This is a genomic window from Streptomyces cinereospinus (assembly GCF_042430725.1).
GTDB lineage: Bacteria > Actinomycetota > Actinomycetes > Streptomycetales > Streptomycetaceae > Streptomyces > Streptomyces cinereospinus.
In genome coordinates, this window is record NZ_JBHMCY010000014.1 from 21,176 (window position 1) to 37,088 (window position 15,913).

General features: G+C 71.8%; 12 protein-coding genes and 1 pseudogene. 3 read left to right on the forward strand and 10 right to left on the reverse strand.

Annotated elements, in window-relative coordinates; translation table 11 throughout:
* Positions 1-10 precede the first annotated feature (10 nt).
* Positions 11-1,357: a hypothetical protein gene (locus tag ACFF45_RS09775; RefSeq protein ID WP_381344686.1), complete on the forward strand. Its 1,347-nt coding sequence runs from the start codon at positions 11-13 to the stop codon at positions 1,355-1,357.
* A gap of 100 nt (positions 1,358-1,457) precedes the next feature.
* Here the strand turns inward: ACFF45_RS09775 and ACFF45_RS09780 are convergent.
* Together ACFF45_RS09780 and ACFF45_RS09785 are read right to left on the reverse strand one after the other, a co-directional pair.
* A pseudogene (locus ACFF45_RS09780) lies at positions 1,458-1,682 on the reverse strand (trypsin-like serine protease); the annotation flags it as partial.
* 73 nt (positions 1,683-1,755) lie between these two features.
* A complete protein-coding gene (locus ACFF45_RS09785; RefSeq protein WP_381344688.1) occupies positions 1,756-2,361 on the reverse strand; it encodes a YceI family protein in 606 nt (201 codons plus the stop codon).
* A 399-nt stretch (positions 2,362-2,760) separates the two neighbouring features.
* On the opposite strand from ACFF45_RS09785, the gene ACFF45_RS09790 reads away from it, so the two are divergent.
* Together ACFF45_RS09790 and ACFF45_RS09795 are read left to right on the forward strand one after the other, a co-directional pair.
* Entirely contained in the window at positions 2,761-4,293 is a 1,533-nt protein-coding gene (locus tag ACFF45_RS09790; RefSeq protein WP_381344902.1) for an acyl-CoA carboxylase subunit beta, read from the forward strand.
* A 35-nt stretch (positions 4,294-4,328) separates the two neighbouring features.
* Positions 4,329-4,526 (forward strand): acyl-CoA carboxylase epsilon subunit, encoded by a 198-nt coding sequence (locus ACFF45_RS09795; RefSeq protein ID WP_381344691.1) that lies wholly within the window; start codon positions 4,329-4,331, stop codon positions 4,524-4,526.
* 157 nt (positions 4,527-4,683) lie between these two features.
* On the opposite strand, the gene ACFF45_RS09800 is transcribed toward ACFF45_RS09795, so the two are convergent.
* The 8 genes from ACFF45_RS09800 to ACFF45_RS09835 form a co-directional block, all read right to left on the reverse strand.
* A complete protein-coding gene (locus ACFF45_RS09800) occupies positions 4,684-5,265 on the reverse strand; it encodes a GTP-binding protein (protein WP_381344694.1) in 582 nt (193 codons plus the stop codon).
* Positions 5,246-5,815 (reverse strand): DUF742 domain-containing protein, encoded by a 570-nt coding sequence (locus ACFF45_RS09805; protein ID WP_381344695.1) that lies wholly within the window; start codon positions 5,813-5,815, stop codon positions 5,246-5,248. Before ACFF45_RS09805 ends, ACFF45_RS09800 begins: the two co-directional genes overlap by 20 nt.
* 94 nt (positions 5,816-5,909) lie before the next feature.
* A complete protein-coding gene (locus ACFF45_RS09810; protein ID WP_004983065.1) occupies positions 5,910-6,323 on the reverse strand; it encodes a roadblock/LC7 domain-containing protein in 414 nt (137 codons plus the stop codon).
* A 10-nt stretch (positions 6,324-6,333) separates the two neighbouring features.
* Positions 6,334-9,564: a sensor histidine kinase gene (locus tag ACFF45_RS09815; protein ID WP_381344698.1), complete on the reverse strand. Its 3,231-nt coding sequence runs from the start codon at positions 9,562-9,564 to the stop codon at positions 6,334-6,336.
* Between the two features lie 406 nt (positions 9,565-9,970).
* Complete coding sequence (locus ACFF45_RS09820) at positions 9,971-10,546, reverse strand: GTP-binding protein (RefSeq protein WP_381344700.1); 576 nt, start codon at positions 10,544-10,546, stop codon at positions 9,971-9,973.
* Positions 10,527-10,925: a DUF742 domain-containing protein gene (locus ACFF45_RS09825; protein WP_224734783.1), complete on the reverse strand. Its 399-nt coding sequence runs from the start codon at positions 10,923-10,925 to the stop codon at positions 10,527-10,529. The genes ACFF45_RS09820 and ACFF45_RS09825 overlap by 20 nt, the downstream gene beginning before the upstream one ends.
* 110 nt (positions 10,926-11,035) lie before the next feature.
* A complete protein-coding gene (locus tag ACFF45_RS09830) occupies positions 11,036-11,449 on the reverse strand; it encodes a roadblock/LC7 domain-containing protein (protein WP_023546525.1) in 414 nt (137 codons plus the stop codon).
* A 9-nt stretch (positions 11,450-11,458) separates the two neighbouring features.
* A complete protein-coding gene (locus tag ACFF45_RS09835; protein ID WP_381344703.1) occupies positions 11,459-15,346 on the reverse strand; it encodes a nitrate- and nitrite sensing domain-containing protein in 3,888 nt (1,295 codons plus the stop codon).
* Positions 15,347-15,913: the final 567 nt, after the last annotated feature.

Genomic DNA, 15,913 nt, shown 5'->3' on the forward strand with positions numbered 1-15,913 from the left:
TTTCGAACGTATGAAGGCCGCGCTCGTACAACGGCTCATACGCCTGCTGATCGTGCCTGTCGCCGCCGTGCTGGCGGTACTGACGGCCGGTGCGCCCGGCGCACACGCGGCCACCGACCTGTCCGAGGTCGCCGCCGCGCTGCGCGAGAGCCCGGTCTACGTGGACCCGGCCGCGGCGGACCTGCTGCCGGAGTCGGACGCCGAGGCGCTCTCCGACAAGATCAGGGACGCGGACAAACCCGTCTTCGTCGCGGTCCTCCCGTCCGGCTACCCCACCGAGGACCTCTTCCGGAACCTGCGCACCGAGACCGGCGTCACCGGCGTGTACGGCATCCGGCTCGGCGACGCGTTCGACGCCCGCGCCGACAGCCGGGTGCTGAGCCGCGCCGCCGTGTCCAACCTGGTCGCGTCCGTGCAGAGCGCGGGCGACGTCAAGGCCCAGCTCAACGACTTCGTGGACGGCGCCCTGCGTAACGTGGGCGGGGTGGCGCCCAGCAGCTGGAGCGGGGACACCGGCGACGGCGTCTCGGCCACCGGCCTGATCACGCTCGGCGCGGTGCTGGCCGCGGGCGGCGCCGGCGCCTACGCGCTCTCCCGCCGCAACCGCCACCGCCACGAGGAGGAGCAGCGGGCGGCACTGGAGAAACTGCGCGTGGTGGTGGACGAGGACATCACCGCCTTCGGCGAGGAGCTGGACCGGCTCGACTTCCACCCCGCCGAACCCGGCGCCGACGACGCCATGCGCGCGGACTACGCGCACGCGCTGGACGCCTACGAGACGTCCAAGGCGCGCATGGCGGCGGCCACGAAACCCGAGGACGTCCGGGCGGTCACGCAGTCCCTGGAGGACGGCCGCTTCGCGCTCGCGGCCCTCGCCGCCCGCCGCGCGGGCCGGCCGCTGCCCGAACGCCGTCCGCCGTGCTTCTTCGACCCGCGCCACGGCCCCTCGGTCGCCGACGTGACCTGGACGCCCGCGGGCGGCGCGACCCGTGAGGTGCCGGTCTGCGCGGCCGACCGGACCCGCCTGTCCGACGGCCGGGACCCCATGATCCGTGAGGTGGAGACGGTCTCCGGCCCCCGCCCGTACTGGGACGCGGGCCCGGCCTACGGGCCCTGGGCGGGCGGCTACTTCGGCGGCGGCATCCTGCCCGGCCTGCTCATCGGCACCCTGCTCGGCAGCGCCATGGCCACCCCGGCCTACGCCGCCGACTACGGCGCCGGTTACGGCGACTTCGGCGAGGGCGGCTACCAGGGCGGCGACGTCTCCGGCGCGGACTTCGACACCGGCGACTTCGGCGGCGGGGGCTTCGGCGGCGGCGACTTCGGGGGTGGCGGGGACTTCGGCGGCGGGTTCTGACCCGGCGCGCCCGTGCCGGTGCGTCCGCTCGGCGCCGCCGGTGCACGCGGCCGGGCCCGGCGCGGCGCGGCGCCGGGCCCGGGTGGTTCCGGGCGGGTCGGAGGGTGGCCGCGGCCGAGGCGATCGCGGCGGCGAAGGCGGAGACCTCGGTGCAGACACCGGGTGCGTCGGCGCGGGCGCAGCCGATGCCCCGGCCGGTGCTGCCCGCCTGGACCCGGGCCCCGGCGGCGTCCCGGCGGAACAGGGGGCCGCCCGAGTCGCCCTGGCAGGTGTCGACGCCGCCCGCCGGGCACCCGGCGCAGATCTCCTCGCCCGGGATCAGCCCGTCGCCGGGCTCGCGGGCAAATGGGGAGCGGAGGAACGGGGGCCCGGAAAGGTGGTGTGGTGCGAGTCCGGGCTCACGCGTTCTTGACCGCCGAGATGTCGAAGACCAGCTTGATCTTGTCGGAGATCAGGACGCCACCCGTCTCCAGCGCCGCGTTCCAGGTCAGGCCCCACTCCGAGCGCAGCAGCTCGGCCTTGCCCTCGAAGCCGACCCGGTCGTTGCCGAAGGGGTCCTTCGCGGCGCCGTTGAACTCCAGGTCGATGGTGATCGGCTTGGTGACGCCGAGGATGGACAGGTCGCCGGTGATCCGGTAGTCGTCGCCGCCGAGCGCCTCCGCCGCGGTGGAGCGGAACGTCATCGCCGGGAACCGCTCCGTGGTGAAGAAGTCCGCGCTCTTGAGGTGGGCGTCCCGGTCGGCGTTGCCCGTGTCGATGCTGTCCATCGTGACGTCGATGGTCGCGCTGGACCGGGACGGGTCGGAGCCGTCCAGGTGCAGCGCGCCGGAGAAGTCGAGGAACTTGCCCTTGACGTTCGTGACCATGGCGTGCCGGGCGACGAAGCCGATGGTGGTGTGCGCGGGGTCAAGGGTGTAGTCGCCGGTCAGGGCGGCCCGCTCCGGGTTTCCCGCGGCGGCCGTCCTGGTCGCGGTACCGCTGTTCCTGCTGCCGAAGATGCCCATGATGTGCTCCTTGGGACGAGGCTGTTGAATGTTCAACCATGCCAACGGGATCGACGGTAGACCTATTCCTTTTAATCTTCAACATCGTTGGTGAGGTGGCGCGTCACGCTCGCCGCGTCACCCCATGGATGGCATGGGTCGGACATGAAATCTCCATGGCCGTGGGCTGACCGATTTGTGTGACCTCTACAATGTCGAAGCCCTCTGAGCAGTCGGAACGCCGGTGTGTCGCCCCGGTTCTGTTCAGTGGCACCAGTAAAACGCGCCGGAGACTGTACGGAGTCGACGGCTCGCTTTCCTCGGTGTCCTTCGTAAGGTCGCTACATGACCGTTTTGGATGAGGCGACGGGTGAGTCGGCGAGCGAGCCGGTGGATGAGCCGACGGACGCGCGCGGGCGGGTGGCCGAGCTGCACGAGATCCGTGCGCAGGCGGTGGCCGGTCCCAGTGAGAGAGCGACCGAGGCGCAGCACGCCAAGGGCAAGCTGACCGCCCGGGAGCGCATCGAACTGCTCCTGGACCCGGGTTCCTTCCGCGAGGTCGAGCAGCTGCGCCGGCACCGGGCGTCCGGTTTCGGGCTGGAGACCAAGAAGCCGTACACCGACGGTGTCGTCACCGGCTGGGGCACGGTGGAGGGCCGTACGGTCTTCGTCTACGCCCACGACTTCCGTATCTTCGGCGGCGCCCTCGGCGAGGCGCACGCCACGAAGATCCACAAGATCATGGACATGGCCATCGCGGCCGGTGCCCCGCTGGTGTCGCTGAACGACGGCGCCGGCGCCCGCATCCAGGAGGGCGTCAGCGCGCTCGCCGGGTACGGCGGCATCTTCCAGCGCAACACCAGGGCGTCCGGCGTCATCCCGCAGATCAGCGTGATGCTCGGCCCGTGCGCCGGCGGCGCGGCGTACTCGCCCGCCCTCACCGACTTCGTCTTCATGGTCCGCGAGACCTCGCAGATGTTCATCACCGGCCCCGACGTGGTCAAGGCGGTGACCGGCGAGGAGATCACCCAGAACGGCCTCGGCGGCGCCGACGTGCACGCCGAGACCTCCGGCGTCTGCCACTTCGCGTACGACGACGAGGAGACGTGCATCGCCGAGGTGCGCTACCTGTTGTCGCTGCTCCCGCAGAACAACCGGGAGAACCCGCCCCGGGCGGACTCCTCCGACGCCCCCGAGCGCCGCTCCGACGTGCTGCTGGACCTGGTCCCGGCGGACGGCAACCGGCCGTACGACATGGCCAAGGTGATCGAGGAGATCGTCGACGACGGCGAGTACCTGGAGGTCCACGAGCGCTGGGCGCGCAACATCATCTGCGCGCTGGCCCGGCTGGACGGCCAGGTGGTCGGCATCGTCGCCAACCAGCCGCAGGTACTGGCGGGCGTCCTGGACATCGAGGCGAGCGAGAAGGCCGCGCGGTTCGTCCAGATGTGCGATGCCTTCAACATCCCGATCGTCACCTTCCTGGACGTGCCCGGATTCCTCCCCGGCGTCGACCAGGAGCACGGCGGCATCATCCGGCACGGGGCGAAGCTGCTGTACGCGTACTGCAACGCCACCGTGCCGCGGATCTCCCTGATCCTGCGCAAGGCCTACGGCGGCGCCTACATCGTCATGGACAGCCAGTCCATCGGCGCGGACCTCACGTACGCCTGGCCCACCAACGAGATCGCGGTGATGGGCGCCGAGGGCGCCGCCAACGTCATCTTCCGGCGTCAGATCGCGGACGCCGAGGACCCCGAGGCCATGCGGCAGAAGATGGTCAAGGAGTACAAGTCCGAGCTCATGCACCCGTACTACGCGGCGGAGCGCGGTCTGGTGGACGACGTCATCGACCCGGCGGAGACCCGCGAGGTGCTCATCCGGTCCCTGGCGATGCTGCACACCAAGCACGCCGACCTGCCCTCGCGCAAGCACGGCAACCCCCCGCAGTAACCCAGCGGAAACCTCTTCCACGGAGACTGACAGCCATGAGCACTCCTGACATCCGCGTCGAGAAGGGCCACGCCGAGCCCGAGGAAGTCGCCGCGATCACCGCCCTCCTGCTGGCCCGCGCGGCCGCCCACACCGCCGCGCCCGCCCCGGCCCACCACGGCCGCGCCAAGGCCGGCTGGCGCCGCCTGGAGCGCGAGCCCGGCTTCCGCGCCCCCCACAGCTGGCACGCCTGACGCACCGGCCGCCCACGGCCCCGCCTTCTTCCGAGACGGCGGGGCCGTGGCACGTTCGGCCGGTGCCGGCCCCGCCGCCCGCCGGGCCTTTCCGGAAAAGCCCGCGGCCCCCTCCCTCCCACAGGAGGAACGGGGGCCGCGGCCGTGTCCGTGCCGATTACCGCAGGCGTGCCATCAGCGCGTGCTCGACCAGCGTGATCAGCGCCGACTTGGCGTCCGCGCGGTGGCGGGCGTCCGTCGTGATGATCGGGGTGTCCGGGCCGATCTGGAGCGCCTCGCGGACCTCCTCGGGAGCGTACGGCTGGTTGCCGTCGAAGCCGTTGAGGGCGATGACGAACGGCAGGCCGCTGTTCTCGAAGTAGTCGACCGCGGGGAAGCAGTCGGCCAGGCGCCGGGTGTCCACGAGCACCACCGCGCCGATGGCGCCGCGCACCAGGTCGTCCCACATGAACCAGAAGCGGTCCTGGCCGGGCGTGCCGAAGAGGTACAGGATCAGATCCTGGTCCAGCGTGATGCGGCCGAAGTCCATGGCGACCGTGGTGGTCGTCTTGTCCCCGGTGTGGGTGAGGTCGTCGATGCCCGCCGAAGCAGACGTCATGACGGCTTCCGTGCGCAGCGGGTTGATCTCCGAGACAGCGCCGACGAACGTGGTCTTGCCCACGCCGAAACCGCCCGCCACCACGATCTTCGCGGAGGTGGTGGAGCGGGAAGGACCGCCGCTAGAGCTTGCGAAGTCCACTGAGCACCCTTTCGAGCAGTGTCACGTCTGGCTGGCCGCCGGCGTTCTCGTCGCCGCCGGGCTGATGGATGGCGACCAGGCCCGCCTCCGCCAAGTCGGCGACGAGGATCCTGGCCACGCCGAGAGGGATCGTCAGCAGCGCCGAGATCTCGGCCACCGACTTGATCTCCCGGCAGAGGTTGCAGATCCGCTGATGCTCGGGAAGCTGACCCTGCATCTGGTGCGGAGCCGCGGTGGTGTGCACCAGCGCCTCGATGGCGAGCTGGTACCGCGGCCTGGTGCGGCCGCCCGTCATCGCGTACGGGCGCACCAGGGGGTTGTGCGACGCCCCGGCGGGCGCCGGCTCAGGGGTGCGGCGCTGCGGCTGCACGGGCTGGACGCGCGGCGCGTTCGGCTGGTCGTACGGCGACGGACCGGGGCCCTGCGGTGCGTACGGCTGCCGGTTGCTGGGTGCGGAGGGGAAGTTGTACCGGTTCCGGGAACCGTCGTCCTGCCCCTGACCGGGGCCGTACGACCAGTTGCCTGATGAACCGCTTGGGGGTGTTGCCACTTTCTCCTCCTCCGACTGTGCCGGGCGCCCATGACTGTGCAGCCGCGTCCCGAAACCTTACGGGCACGGGACGCGAAATCGCACCGTCTGTCTGTCAGTTGAGAAGGCTGCCCTGGAGCTCCGCACGGAGATCCGGGGTGAGCACCGTGCCGGCGCGGTCGACCAGAAGTGCCATCTCGTACCCAATGAGACCGATGTCCGCTTCGGGGTGGGCCAGGACCGCGAGCGACGACCCGTCGGAAATGGACATGATGAAGAGGAATCCTCGCTCCATCTCCACAACCGTCTGGTTCACGCTGCCGCCCTCGAAGATGCGCGAGGCGCCGGCGGTCAGTGAGGTCAGACCGGAGGCGACGGCCGCGAGCTGGTCGGCGCGGTCGCGGGGAAAGCCTTCGGACATCGCCAGAAGGAGTCCGTCGGCGGAGACCACCACGGTGTGGGACACCCCGGGGGTGTTGTCCACGAAGTTGGTGATCAACCAGTTCAGGTTCTGTGCCGCCTGGCTCATCGGGCTCACACTAACGCTCCTGGTTGTAGGTGCTGTCAGGACCGAAGCCCTGGCCGTTCGTTTCACTTCCTGCGCTGCGTCCCCGCTGGACGCCCCGGCGCAGGTTGCTCAGCCTGCCCCGGACGTCCTCGGGATCGCGGGAGACCTGTGGGCCGCCCTGCGGGGTCGATTCCGCGGCACCCTCGACCAGATTGGCCTTCGGTACCCGCCGCGGCAGGCCGGAGGAGGTGACCCCGCCCGCCTTCGGTTTGCGGAGCTGCGCGGCCTGCTGCCAGCGCTCGTCGTTCGCCGAGCGCCAGCCGTCGTCGGCGTCGCCGTCCGCCGAAGGGGCCGCCGCGTCCCGGTTCACGGGCCCGTCGGCCGCCTGGCCGCCACCGGCGGATCCCCGGCGGGGAAGCCCCGCGTCGGTCAGCGCGTGCGCCGCGGTGTGGTCCGCTCCCGGACGGTCGAAGCCTACGCGGTCCCGCTCGCCCGCGTCAGCGGCCTGCGCGGATTCCGCTTGCGGAGCGTACTGGTCGGCGTACCCGTTCTGGTAGCCGTCGCGCTGCTGCCAGTCGCCCTGGTAGGACTGCTCTTCGAACGCCGAGAGGCTCTCCGGGGAACCGGACGGGGCCGCCGCGCGCTGCTCCTGGCCCGGCTCCGCATACCCGGGTTCCGGGTAGCCGCCGCTGGCCGGGAAACCCTCGCCCCGCGGCAGTCCTTCCGGCGCGTGGTACTGCTCGTCGTACGACCGCTGCTGCTGGTCCTCGTACGCCGGCTGCTCCGGGTACGCCGTCTGCTCACCGTAGGCCGCGGCCTGGTCGGGGTAGGCGTGCCGGCCGGTGTCGTACGGCTGCTGCCCGGCGTTGCCGTAGGACGGCCGGCCGTCGTAGCCGCCGTCGCCGAACGCCTGGCCCTCCTGGCCGGCCGGCTGGCCGTGGGTCTGCGCCTCCAGCGCCGCGCGGCGCTCCTCGCGCATCAGGGAGCGGCCCACCGGGTCCAGGCCGCGGATGTCGTCCGGGACCTCGATGTAGCGGCTGTCGTCGAAGCCCAGCTCGGCGGCCGTACGCATCGGCTGGCTGAAGCTCTCACCCTGGTACTGCTGCTCCGGGATGATCTGCGAGACGGTGAACTCCTCGCGGACCGGCGCCTGCTCGCCGCTGCCGCCGTGGGTGATGGCGTCGGGGAGCATGACCAGCGAGGTGGTGCCGGCCTGCTCGCCGGAGGGGCGCAGCTGGACCCGGATGCCGTGCCGGTCGGACAGCCGGCCGACCACGAACAGGCCCATGCGCTGGGAGATCGCGGCGTCCACGGTCGGCGGGTTGGCCAGCCTGTGGTTGATGTCCGCGAAGTCCTCGGCGGTCAGGCCGATGCCCTTGTCGTGAATCTCGATCATCACGCGGCCGTCCGGGAGACGGGTCGCGGTGACGCGGACCTTGGTCTGCGGGGAGGAGAACGTGGTCGCGTTCTCCAGCAGCTCGGCCAGCAGGTGCACGAGGTCGGTCACGGCACGGCCGTGGATCTCGGCCTCGGGCACACCGGATATCTCGATGCGCTCGTACTGCTCCACCTCGGAGGAGGCGGCGCGCACCACGTCGACCAGCGGAACCGGCTGGTCCCAGCGGCGGCCGGGCTCCTCGCCGGCGAGGACCAGGAGGTTCTCGCCGTTGCGGCGCATACGGGTCGCGAGGTGGTCCAGCTTGAAGAGGTTCTCCAGCTGGTCCGGGTCGGCCTCGTTGTTCTCCAGGTCGGTGATCAGGGTCAGCTGGCCCTCGATCAGCGACTGGTTGCGGCGTGAGAGGTTGGTGAAGATCGCGTTGATGTTGCCCCGCAGCAGGGCCTGCTCGGCGGCGAGCCGGACGGCCTCGCGGTGGACCTGGTCGAAGGCCCGGGCGACCTCGCCGATCTCGTCCGTGGAGGTGATCGGGATGGGCGTCACGCGGGTGTCGACCCGGCCGGGGTCGGTGCGCGAGAGCTGGTCGACCAGCATCGGCAGCCGCTGCTCGGCGATGCCGAAGGCGGCGTTGCGCAGCTGGCGCATCGAGCGGCTCATCTGGCGGGCCACCATGCCGGCCAGGACGAACGCGGCGAGCAGGGCGATCACGACGACGGCGCCGCCGACGAAGGCGTCCTGGCGGGCGTCGTCGGCGATGGCCGCGGCCTCGTTCACCGCGCTGTCGGCCAGGTCCGACTCGATCTCGCGGTACGCGTCGTACTTGAGGGTGTTGACCGCCCACCAGTTCTCGGGGGTGATGCCCTGCTGTGCGAGGGTCTCGCGGGCGGCGGCGTCGGTGGTGGCCAGACCGGCCACGGCCGCGACCAGCACGGTCGGGTCGGACGGCGGCGCCTGGTACTCCGGGTCCTCGGCCAGGGCTTCCTTGGCCTGCTGCTGGGCGTCCGCCTCGATCTGCTTCCTGGCGTCCTCCAGCTTCTGCGCGTCGGCCTCGGTGCCACCGCCGATGTACTCCTCGATGGCGATGCCCTCGAGGTAGGCGTAGGAGGAGAGCGCCACCCGCTGCTGGGCCAGGTCGGTCTCCTCGGGACCCGGCTCGACCAGCAGGTGCATGCCGATGGCGCGCTGCAGCGACAGCGCCGCCTTGGTCAGCGAGATCGCGTAGACGGTCCGGCCGTAGCTGGTGATGTTTCCGGTGCCCAGGCCCAGCTCGTTGGCGAACTCCATCAGGGGGTGGGCGACTGCGACGTACCCCTCCTCCGTCTGCACGCCGGTGAGCCGGGAGGTGTACGCGGCCTGGCGCAGCTGCTGGAGCCTGGGCTCCGCCTCGCGGAACAGGCTCAGCCGGCGCTGCAGACCCGCCTTCTGCGGCATGTTCCGGGCGGCCGAGTCGAAGGCGTCGGCGGCCTCGTCGGTCTTCTTGCGCGCCTCTGTGACGGCGGCCTGGTCGCGGCCCAGCAGCAACGGGGCCGCGGTGACGTCACGCTCGTTGTAGAGGGCGTCCCCGTAGGTCAGCGAGGCCCGCACCAGACGCGCGGTGTTCTCGGCGTCCTCCGCCTCCTGCCAGGTGTCGATCGAGCTCGTCACCTGGAAGCCGCCCATGACCAGGCCCACCAGCACGGGGATGAGCAGGATCGCGTTCAGTCTGGTCGGCACGCGCCAGTTGCGGGGGGAGAAGCGGCCGCCGCTCGGAGCGGGCGCGGCCGTCTGCTCCGGACCGGGCACGACGGGGGCGGGCGCCGCTCCGCGCGGCGGCGGGGTGAAGTTGCCCCGGGCGGGCGGCTCGGGACCTTTGTTGCTTCGCCTCACTCGACCAACAACCTCTCGGCGGCGGGCACCTACGTCGTGCCGCAGTCTCTCAGAGCCCAGTTCGCCATCGACCACTGAGTACGTCTTTGACCTTTGGGCAGTTCAGGCATTCCAGCACGTGGACCTGCGCTCTTCCAAACACTGGGAAGGGCGGACCGACGCCCGGACACGCCGTAGATAAAACGGTCATAAAGAGCGAGCCCCGTCAAAAGACGGGGCATTCGTACGCACAGCGAGACCACCTGACCGCGACGCGTGGCGGTACCACCCGATTCCTCTGCCGAAACGTTATGAACACCGAAGCCGGCCGTGTCCAAGGCCACAGCCGGCTTCGCTGTCATGCTGCCGACGCCCGCGGCAACTGCCGCGCAACGTCGATCACTTGGGTTTTCCGCCCGCCGGGGGGCTACTTGAGCCGCGCCATGAGGGCGTGCTCCACCAGCGTGATGAGCGCGGACTTGGCGTCCGTCCGGTGCCGGGCGTCGGTGGTGATGATCGGGGTGTCCGGGCCGATCTGCAACGCCTCGCGGACCTCCTCGGGAGCGTACGGCTGCTGCCCGTCGAAGCCGTTGAGGGCGACCACGAACGGCAGACCGCTGTTCTCGAAGTAGTCCACGGCCGGGAAGCAGTCCGCCAGCCGGCGGGTGTCCACCAGCACCACCGCGCCGATGGCGCCGCGCACCAGGTCGTCCCACATGAACCAGAACCGGTCCTGGCCGGGCGTGCCGAAGAGGTACAGGATCAGGTCCTGGTCCAGCGTGATGCGGCCGAAGTCCATCGCCACCGTGGTGGTGGTCTTGCCCCCGGTGTGCGTGAGGTCGTCGATGCCCGCGCTCGCGGACGTCATGACGGCTTCCGTGCGCAGCGGGTTGATCTCCGAGACGGCGCCGACGAACGTGGTCTTGCCCACGCCGAAGCCGCCGGCCACCACGATCTTGGCGGAGGTGGTGGCACCTCTCGGTTCAGAGCTTGCGAAGGCCACTGAGCACCCTTTCGAGCAGTGTCACGTCGGGGGCGCCGCCGTTGTTCTCGTCGCCGCCCGGCTGGTGGACGGCGACGAGTCCGGCCTCGGCCAGGTCCGCGACGAGGATCCGGGCCACCCCGAGCGGCATGGCGAGCAGCGCCGAGACCTCGGCGACCGACTTCACCTCGCGGCACAGGTGGCAGATGCGCTGGTGCTCCGGGAGCAGTCCCATGAGTGCGGCCGGGTCGGCAGTGGTGCTGATCAGCGCCTCGAGGGCGAGTTGATAGCGCGGCCGGGTCCGGCCACCGGTCATCGCGTACGGACGGACCAGCGGCTGGTCGCCCTCGTCGCCGTACGGATCAGCGTACGGATCATGAGAGGCGGTGGGCGGGGTCATGAATCCTCCGGGCGGGACAGCAAGTTGGTCAGTCGTGCCGTCTGACAGGGCCGGTGGGGGGTTTGTGGCGGCCGGACGGTGATTTGGTGAGACGGGTGGATCCGGGGAGGTCAGTGGAGCAGACTTCCTTGCAGTTCGGCGCGCAGGTCCGGCGTGAGCACCGCTCCCGCCCGGTCGACCAGCAGCGCCATCTCGTAGCCGACGAGACCGATGTCGCACTCCGGGTGCGCGAGAACGGCGAGCGACGAGCCGTCCGAGACGGACATGAGGAAGAGGAATCCTCGTTCCATCTCCACGACGGTCTGCGCCACGGTGCCGCCCTCGAAGATCCGGGACGCCCCGGCCGTCAGCGAGGTGAGTCCCGACGCGACCGCCGCCAGCTGGTCGGCGCGGTCCCGGGGGAAGCCCTCCGACATCGCCAGGAGGAGACCGTCGGCGGACACGACGACGGTGTGGGACACCCCGGGGGTGTTGTCCACGAAGTTGGTGATCAACCAGTTGAGGTTCTGTGCCGCCTGGCTCATCGGACTCAACTAACGCTCCTGCTGGTGAGTGGGGCTCGGGAAACTGCCCGTCTGGCCGGACCCGGCCTGACGGCCCTGTGCGATACCCCGACGGAGGTTGGTCAGCCGGCCGCGCACGTCCTGTGGGGCGCGCGAGACCTGCGGACCGCTCTGGTGCGGCTGCTGCTGCGCGGTGCCCGGGACGAGGTTCGCCCGGGGCACCCGGCGCGGCAGGCCGGACGTGGTGACGCCGCCCGCGGCCGGCTGCCGGACGCGCTCGGCCTGCCGGACGAGGTCGTCGTTCGGCGAGCTGCGCCAGGCGGAGGCGGCGGGACGCTGGGCGGCCGGGGGGCCCTGCGGGGCCGGCGCGGAGCCGTTGCCCTGCGGACGCTCGGCCCGGCCCGGCTGGGCCGGCCGGCCCTGTCCGGGCTGACCCGGCTGGTCCTGCTGCCCTGCCTGGCCGCGGAACCAGTTGGTCTCCAGCGTGTCGTACAGCGGCGTGCGCCCGTCACCGGAACTCGGCGCAGGCGGCAGCGCCTCCGGCGCCTGGCGGGCCGGTCGCTGCTGCTGCGGAGCCGCCGGCCGCCGGCCGCCGGGGTCGCCCTGCGGGTGGTCGTACCGGCCCGCGCCCGCGGGGTTCTGGCGGCCGCCGGGCAGTGCCTGCTGACCCGTGGCGGAACCGTCGTACCCGGAGTACTGGCCGGTAGCCCCGTTGTCGTAGCCCGGGGCAGCCGGATACTCGCCCGTCGTGCCGTTGTTGTCGTACCCGGAGGGGGCCGGGTACTGGCCCGTCGCCCCGTTGCCGTAGCCCTGCGGCGCGGCGTACTGGCCGGTCGTGCCGTTGTCCGGCCGCTGCGCGGCGGGGAACTGGCCGGTCGCGCCGTTGTCGTAGGCCTGCGCGGCGGGGAACTGGCCGGTGGAGCCGTTGTCGTAGGCCTGCGCGGCGGGGAACTGGCCGGTCGCGCCGTTGTCGTACGCCTGCCCGGCGGGGGTCTGACCCGTCTGGGACGGGTCGGGCCGGCCGTGCTGCGGGCCCGGGACGCCGAAGACGTCCGGGCGGACGTACTGGTTGCCGTCCTGCGGCGCGTTCGCGCCGGGGCCCTGGCGGTCGTCGCCGCGGCCGACCGCCGGGATCTCGGCGGTCGAGCCCGGGCCCTGCCGGTCGTCGATCCGCGGCATCGGGGCCGTCTGGGACGGGTCCCGCTGGTCGTCGTGGCCGCGCGGGGTGTCCAGCGCGGCCCGCGGCACCGGCGGCTGCGCGTTCTCGTCGCTCCAGCTCGGGCGCTGCTGCGGCTCGTTGCCGCCGGGCAGTTCGGCCCGTGCGCCACCGCGCGGCGGCAGCTGCGGCTGACGGCCGCGCCGGCCGCGCTCGCCACCGGACTTGCCGTTGCCGCGCTGCGGCGTCACGGGGCCGCGGGCCTCCTGGCCCTGCGCGGCGGCAGGCGCCTGGGCGTTGCCCGCACCGGCGCCCGGCCGGCCCTGCTGCGGGGCCGGGGGAGTCTGGGGGCCACGCGGTCCGCCCGGCGCACCCGGGGCATCGCCGGCGTCCCGGCCGGGCAACGCGGCCCGCGGACCCTGACCGGCGCCCAGCAGGCCTCCGCCGGACCCGCCGGCACCCAGGGCACCGCCACCGGCGGCACCGGCGCCCAGCGCGGAGCCGTTGCCGCGCCGGGCCGCGGCCGCACCGGCGGCGGCCTGCGCGGCGGCCGGGCCGCCCGAGCCGCCCTTGCCCTGCGGCTTCTTGCCGCCCTGGGCCACGTCCACCGGGAGCATGACCAGCGCGGTCGTACCACCGGAGTCGGACGGGCGCAGCTGGATGCGGATGCCGTGGCGCTGCGAGAGGCGGCCGACCACGAACAGACCCATGCGGCGGGAGACGGAGACGTCCACGGTGGGCGGCGAGGCGAGCCGCTCGTTGATCTGGGCGAGGTCCTCGGGGGAGAGGCCGATGCCGGTGTCGTGGATCTCGATCAGCACCCGGCCGTCGGGCAGCGCGTGACCGGTGACCTTGACCTTGGTCTGCGGCGAGGAGAACGAGGTGGCGTTCTCCAGCAGCTCGGCGAGCAGGTGCACGAGGTCGTTGACCACGCGGCCGGCCACCTGGGTGGTCGGCACCGAGGCCAGCTCGATGCGCTCGTACTGCTCCACCTCGGAGGCGGCGGCACGCAGCACGTCGACCAGCGGGACCGGGCGGGTCCAGCGGCGGCCGGGCTCCTCACCGGCGAGGACGAGGAGGTTCTCGCCGTTCCGGCGCATACGGGTGGCGAGGTGGTCCAGCTTGAACAGCGAGGCCAGCTGGTCCGGGTCCGCCTCGCGGGACTCCAGCTCGGAGATGAGCGACAGCTGGCGCTGGATCAGGCCCTGGGAGCGGCGCGAGAGGTTGGTGAACATCGCGTTGACGTTGCCCCGCAGCAGGGCCTGCTCGGCGGCGAGGCGGACCGCCTCGCGGTGCACGTCGTCGAAGGCCGCGGCCACCCGGCCGATCTCGTCGCGGGAGTGCACGCCGACCGACTCCACGGACGTGTCGACGTCCTGCGGGTCGGACTCGGACAGCTGCTTGACCAGCTCGGGCAGGCGCTCGGCGGCGACCCTGGTCGCGGTGTCCTCCAGCCGGCGCAGCGAGCGGATCATGGAGCGGGCCACCACGAACGCGCCGACCAGCGAGACGCCGAGCACGAGCAGCACGAGCGCACCGGAGACGAGCGCCTCGCGCTCCGACTCGCTGCGCAGCTCGCGCGCCTTCTGCTCCATGTCCTCCAGCAGCGTGCGCTCGATGTTCTTCATCTGCTGGATCTTGGTGGAGCTGTCGTCCAGCCAGTCCCGGTACGAGCGCTTCTCCAGGCCGGCCAGGCCGTTCTCCCGGCTCAGCGCGCGGCTGGCGTACTTGTCGGTGGCCTCGATGGTCGCGTTGCCCTGGTCGATGGGCTGGAGGAGCTCCTCGGCGCCCTCGCCGTAGATGCTGGAGAAGCTGCGCAGCTCGGAGACCTGGCTCTCCAGCGCCGACTCGGCGTACAGCCGGTCGTTCTCGGAGAGGTTGCCGAAGGTCCTGTTGTTGGCGGGCAGCGCCGCCGCCAGGGCCGCGCGCTGGATCGACGCGTACTCCTTGGCGGAGGAGAACGCGGACAGGGCGCGGGTGCGCTGGATCATGTCGGGGTTGCTGGTCGCCTCGGCCATGTCCTGGGAGAGGTCCAGCAGGTGCGTGATGAGGCGGTGGTACGCCTCCACGGTCTGGGTGGAGTTCTCCTCGGCCTCGTAGGCGTTGTTGCGGATCTCGTTGAGGCTGTTCAGGTCGCGGGCGAGACCGACCAGGCTGTCACGCACGCCCTGGAGGTTGCCGTCCTTGCTGGCGGCGTCGACCTCCTCGGACGAGGCGAGGAAGTTCTCCAGCGCCCGGTCCGTCCTGTCCTGGAAGCCCTTGACCGCGATCGCGCTGGACGTGGAGCCGTGTGCCAGCGGGCCGGCGGACTGGTCCCGCTCCTCCTGGAGGGCGGCGGCCAGCTCGGTCGCCTGCTTGGTCATCTCGGTGAGCAGCTTCATGTTGTCGAGCTGCTCGATGTCGTCCAGGGACTGGCTGATGCGCAGCGCGCCGAGCGAGGTGGCCGCGACCACCGGGAGCGTCAGCAGCGCCACCAGGCGGGTCGAGATGCGCCAGTTGCGCAGCGCTATTCGCGCGCCGGGGCCGGTCGCGCCCTGCGGCGGCTTCACCGCGGGGGCGGAGGCGGAAGAGCCGGACGCCGACGCGCCGGGGCGGCCGGAGGCCGTGGACGCGCCGTGGCGCCCGGAGCGGGGACCGCCGTCGCCGGACGGGGCCGGGCCCTGGGCGTGCTGGGGCGAGGAGCTGCCGGCCATGGGGCCAGTCCCGCCGTGCGGCTCCGGCTCCGCCGAACCGCTGCCATCCCTCTTGAAACGTCCCTGCACTAGCGTCGCAACCTCTGGACCAGGCGCCCCTCCGGGTGAGCGGAAGGACGGTGTCGGCGTCGTCGGGAGCGCCCTGAATACGCTCCCGGGTGGTCGTGAGTGACCGGCGCTGGACTCCCCCTTCTCGCCGCTCACTCCTCAGGAGCGGCGGTGTCGCGGCCCCTGTGCGCCGGCTCGATCCTGCGGCGGTCCGTGGAATTCCAGCACAGCGGAGGATCTCCAACAAGGCCAGCCGGTCAGGCTGTGACAACCGTGACACCACGTGAGGGTGACGTCACGACATGTAGAGCGGACTCTGCCTTATACCGGACATACCGCCACGATTCGCCGAGGTGTGCAGGGTGTCCCAGTCGCCATGATCAGGAGCGGAATGGCAGGTTCAAGGGGTCAATGTCCGTTTCGTTGGCACAAGGTGCGGGCCTGAAATGCCTGATTTGGGGGTGAGTTCGTGAGCAAACTCACACAAGCCTCAGGGTCGCTCCGCACCGTCGGCGGGGAATCGGATGTTTAGCCTGACGCTTTACAAGAGGCACCGTTCTGCCCACCGGCGCTTCCGGCGCCCCGTAC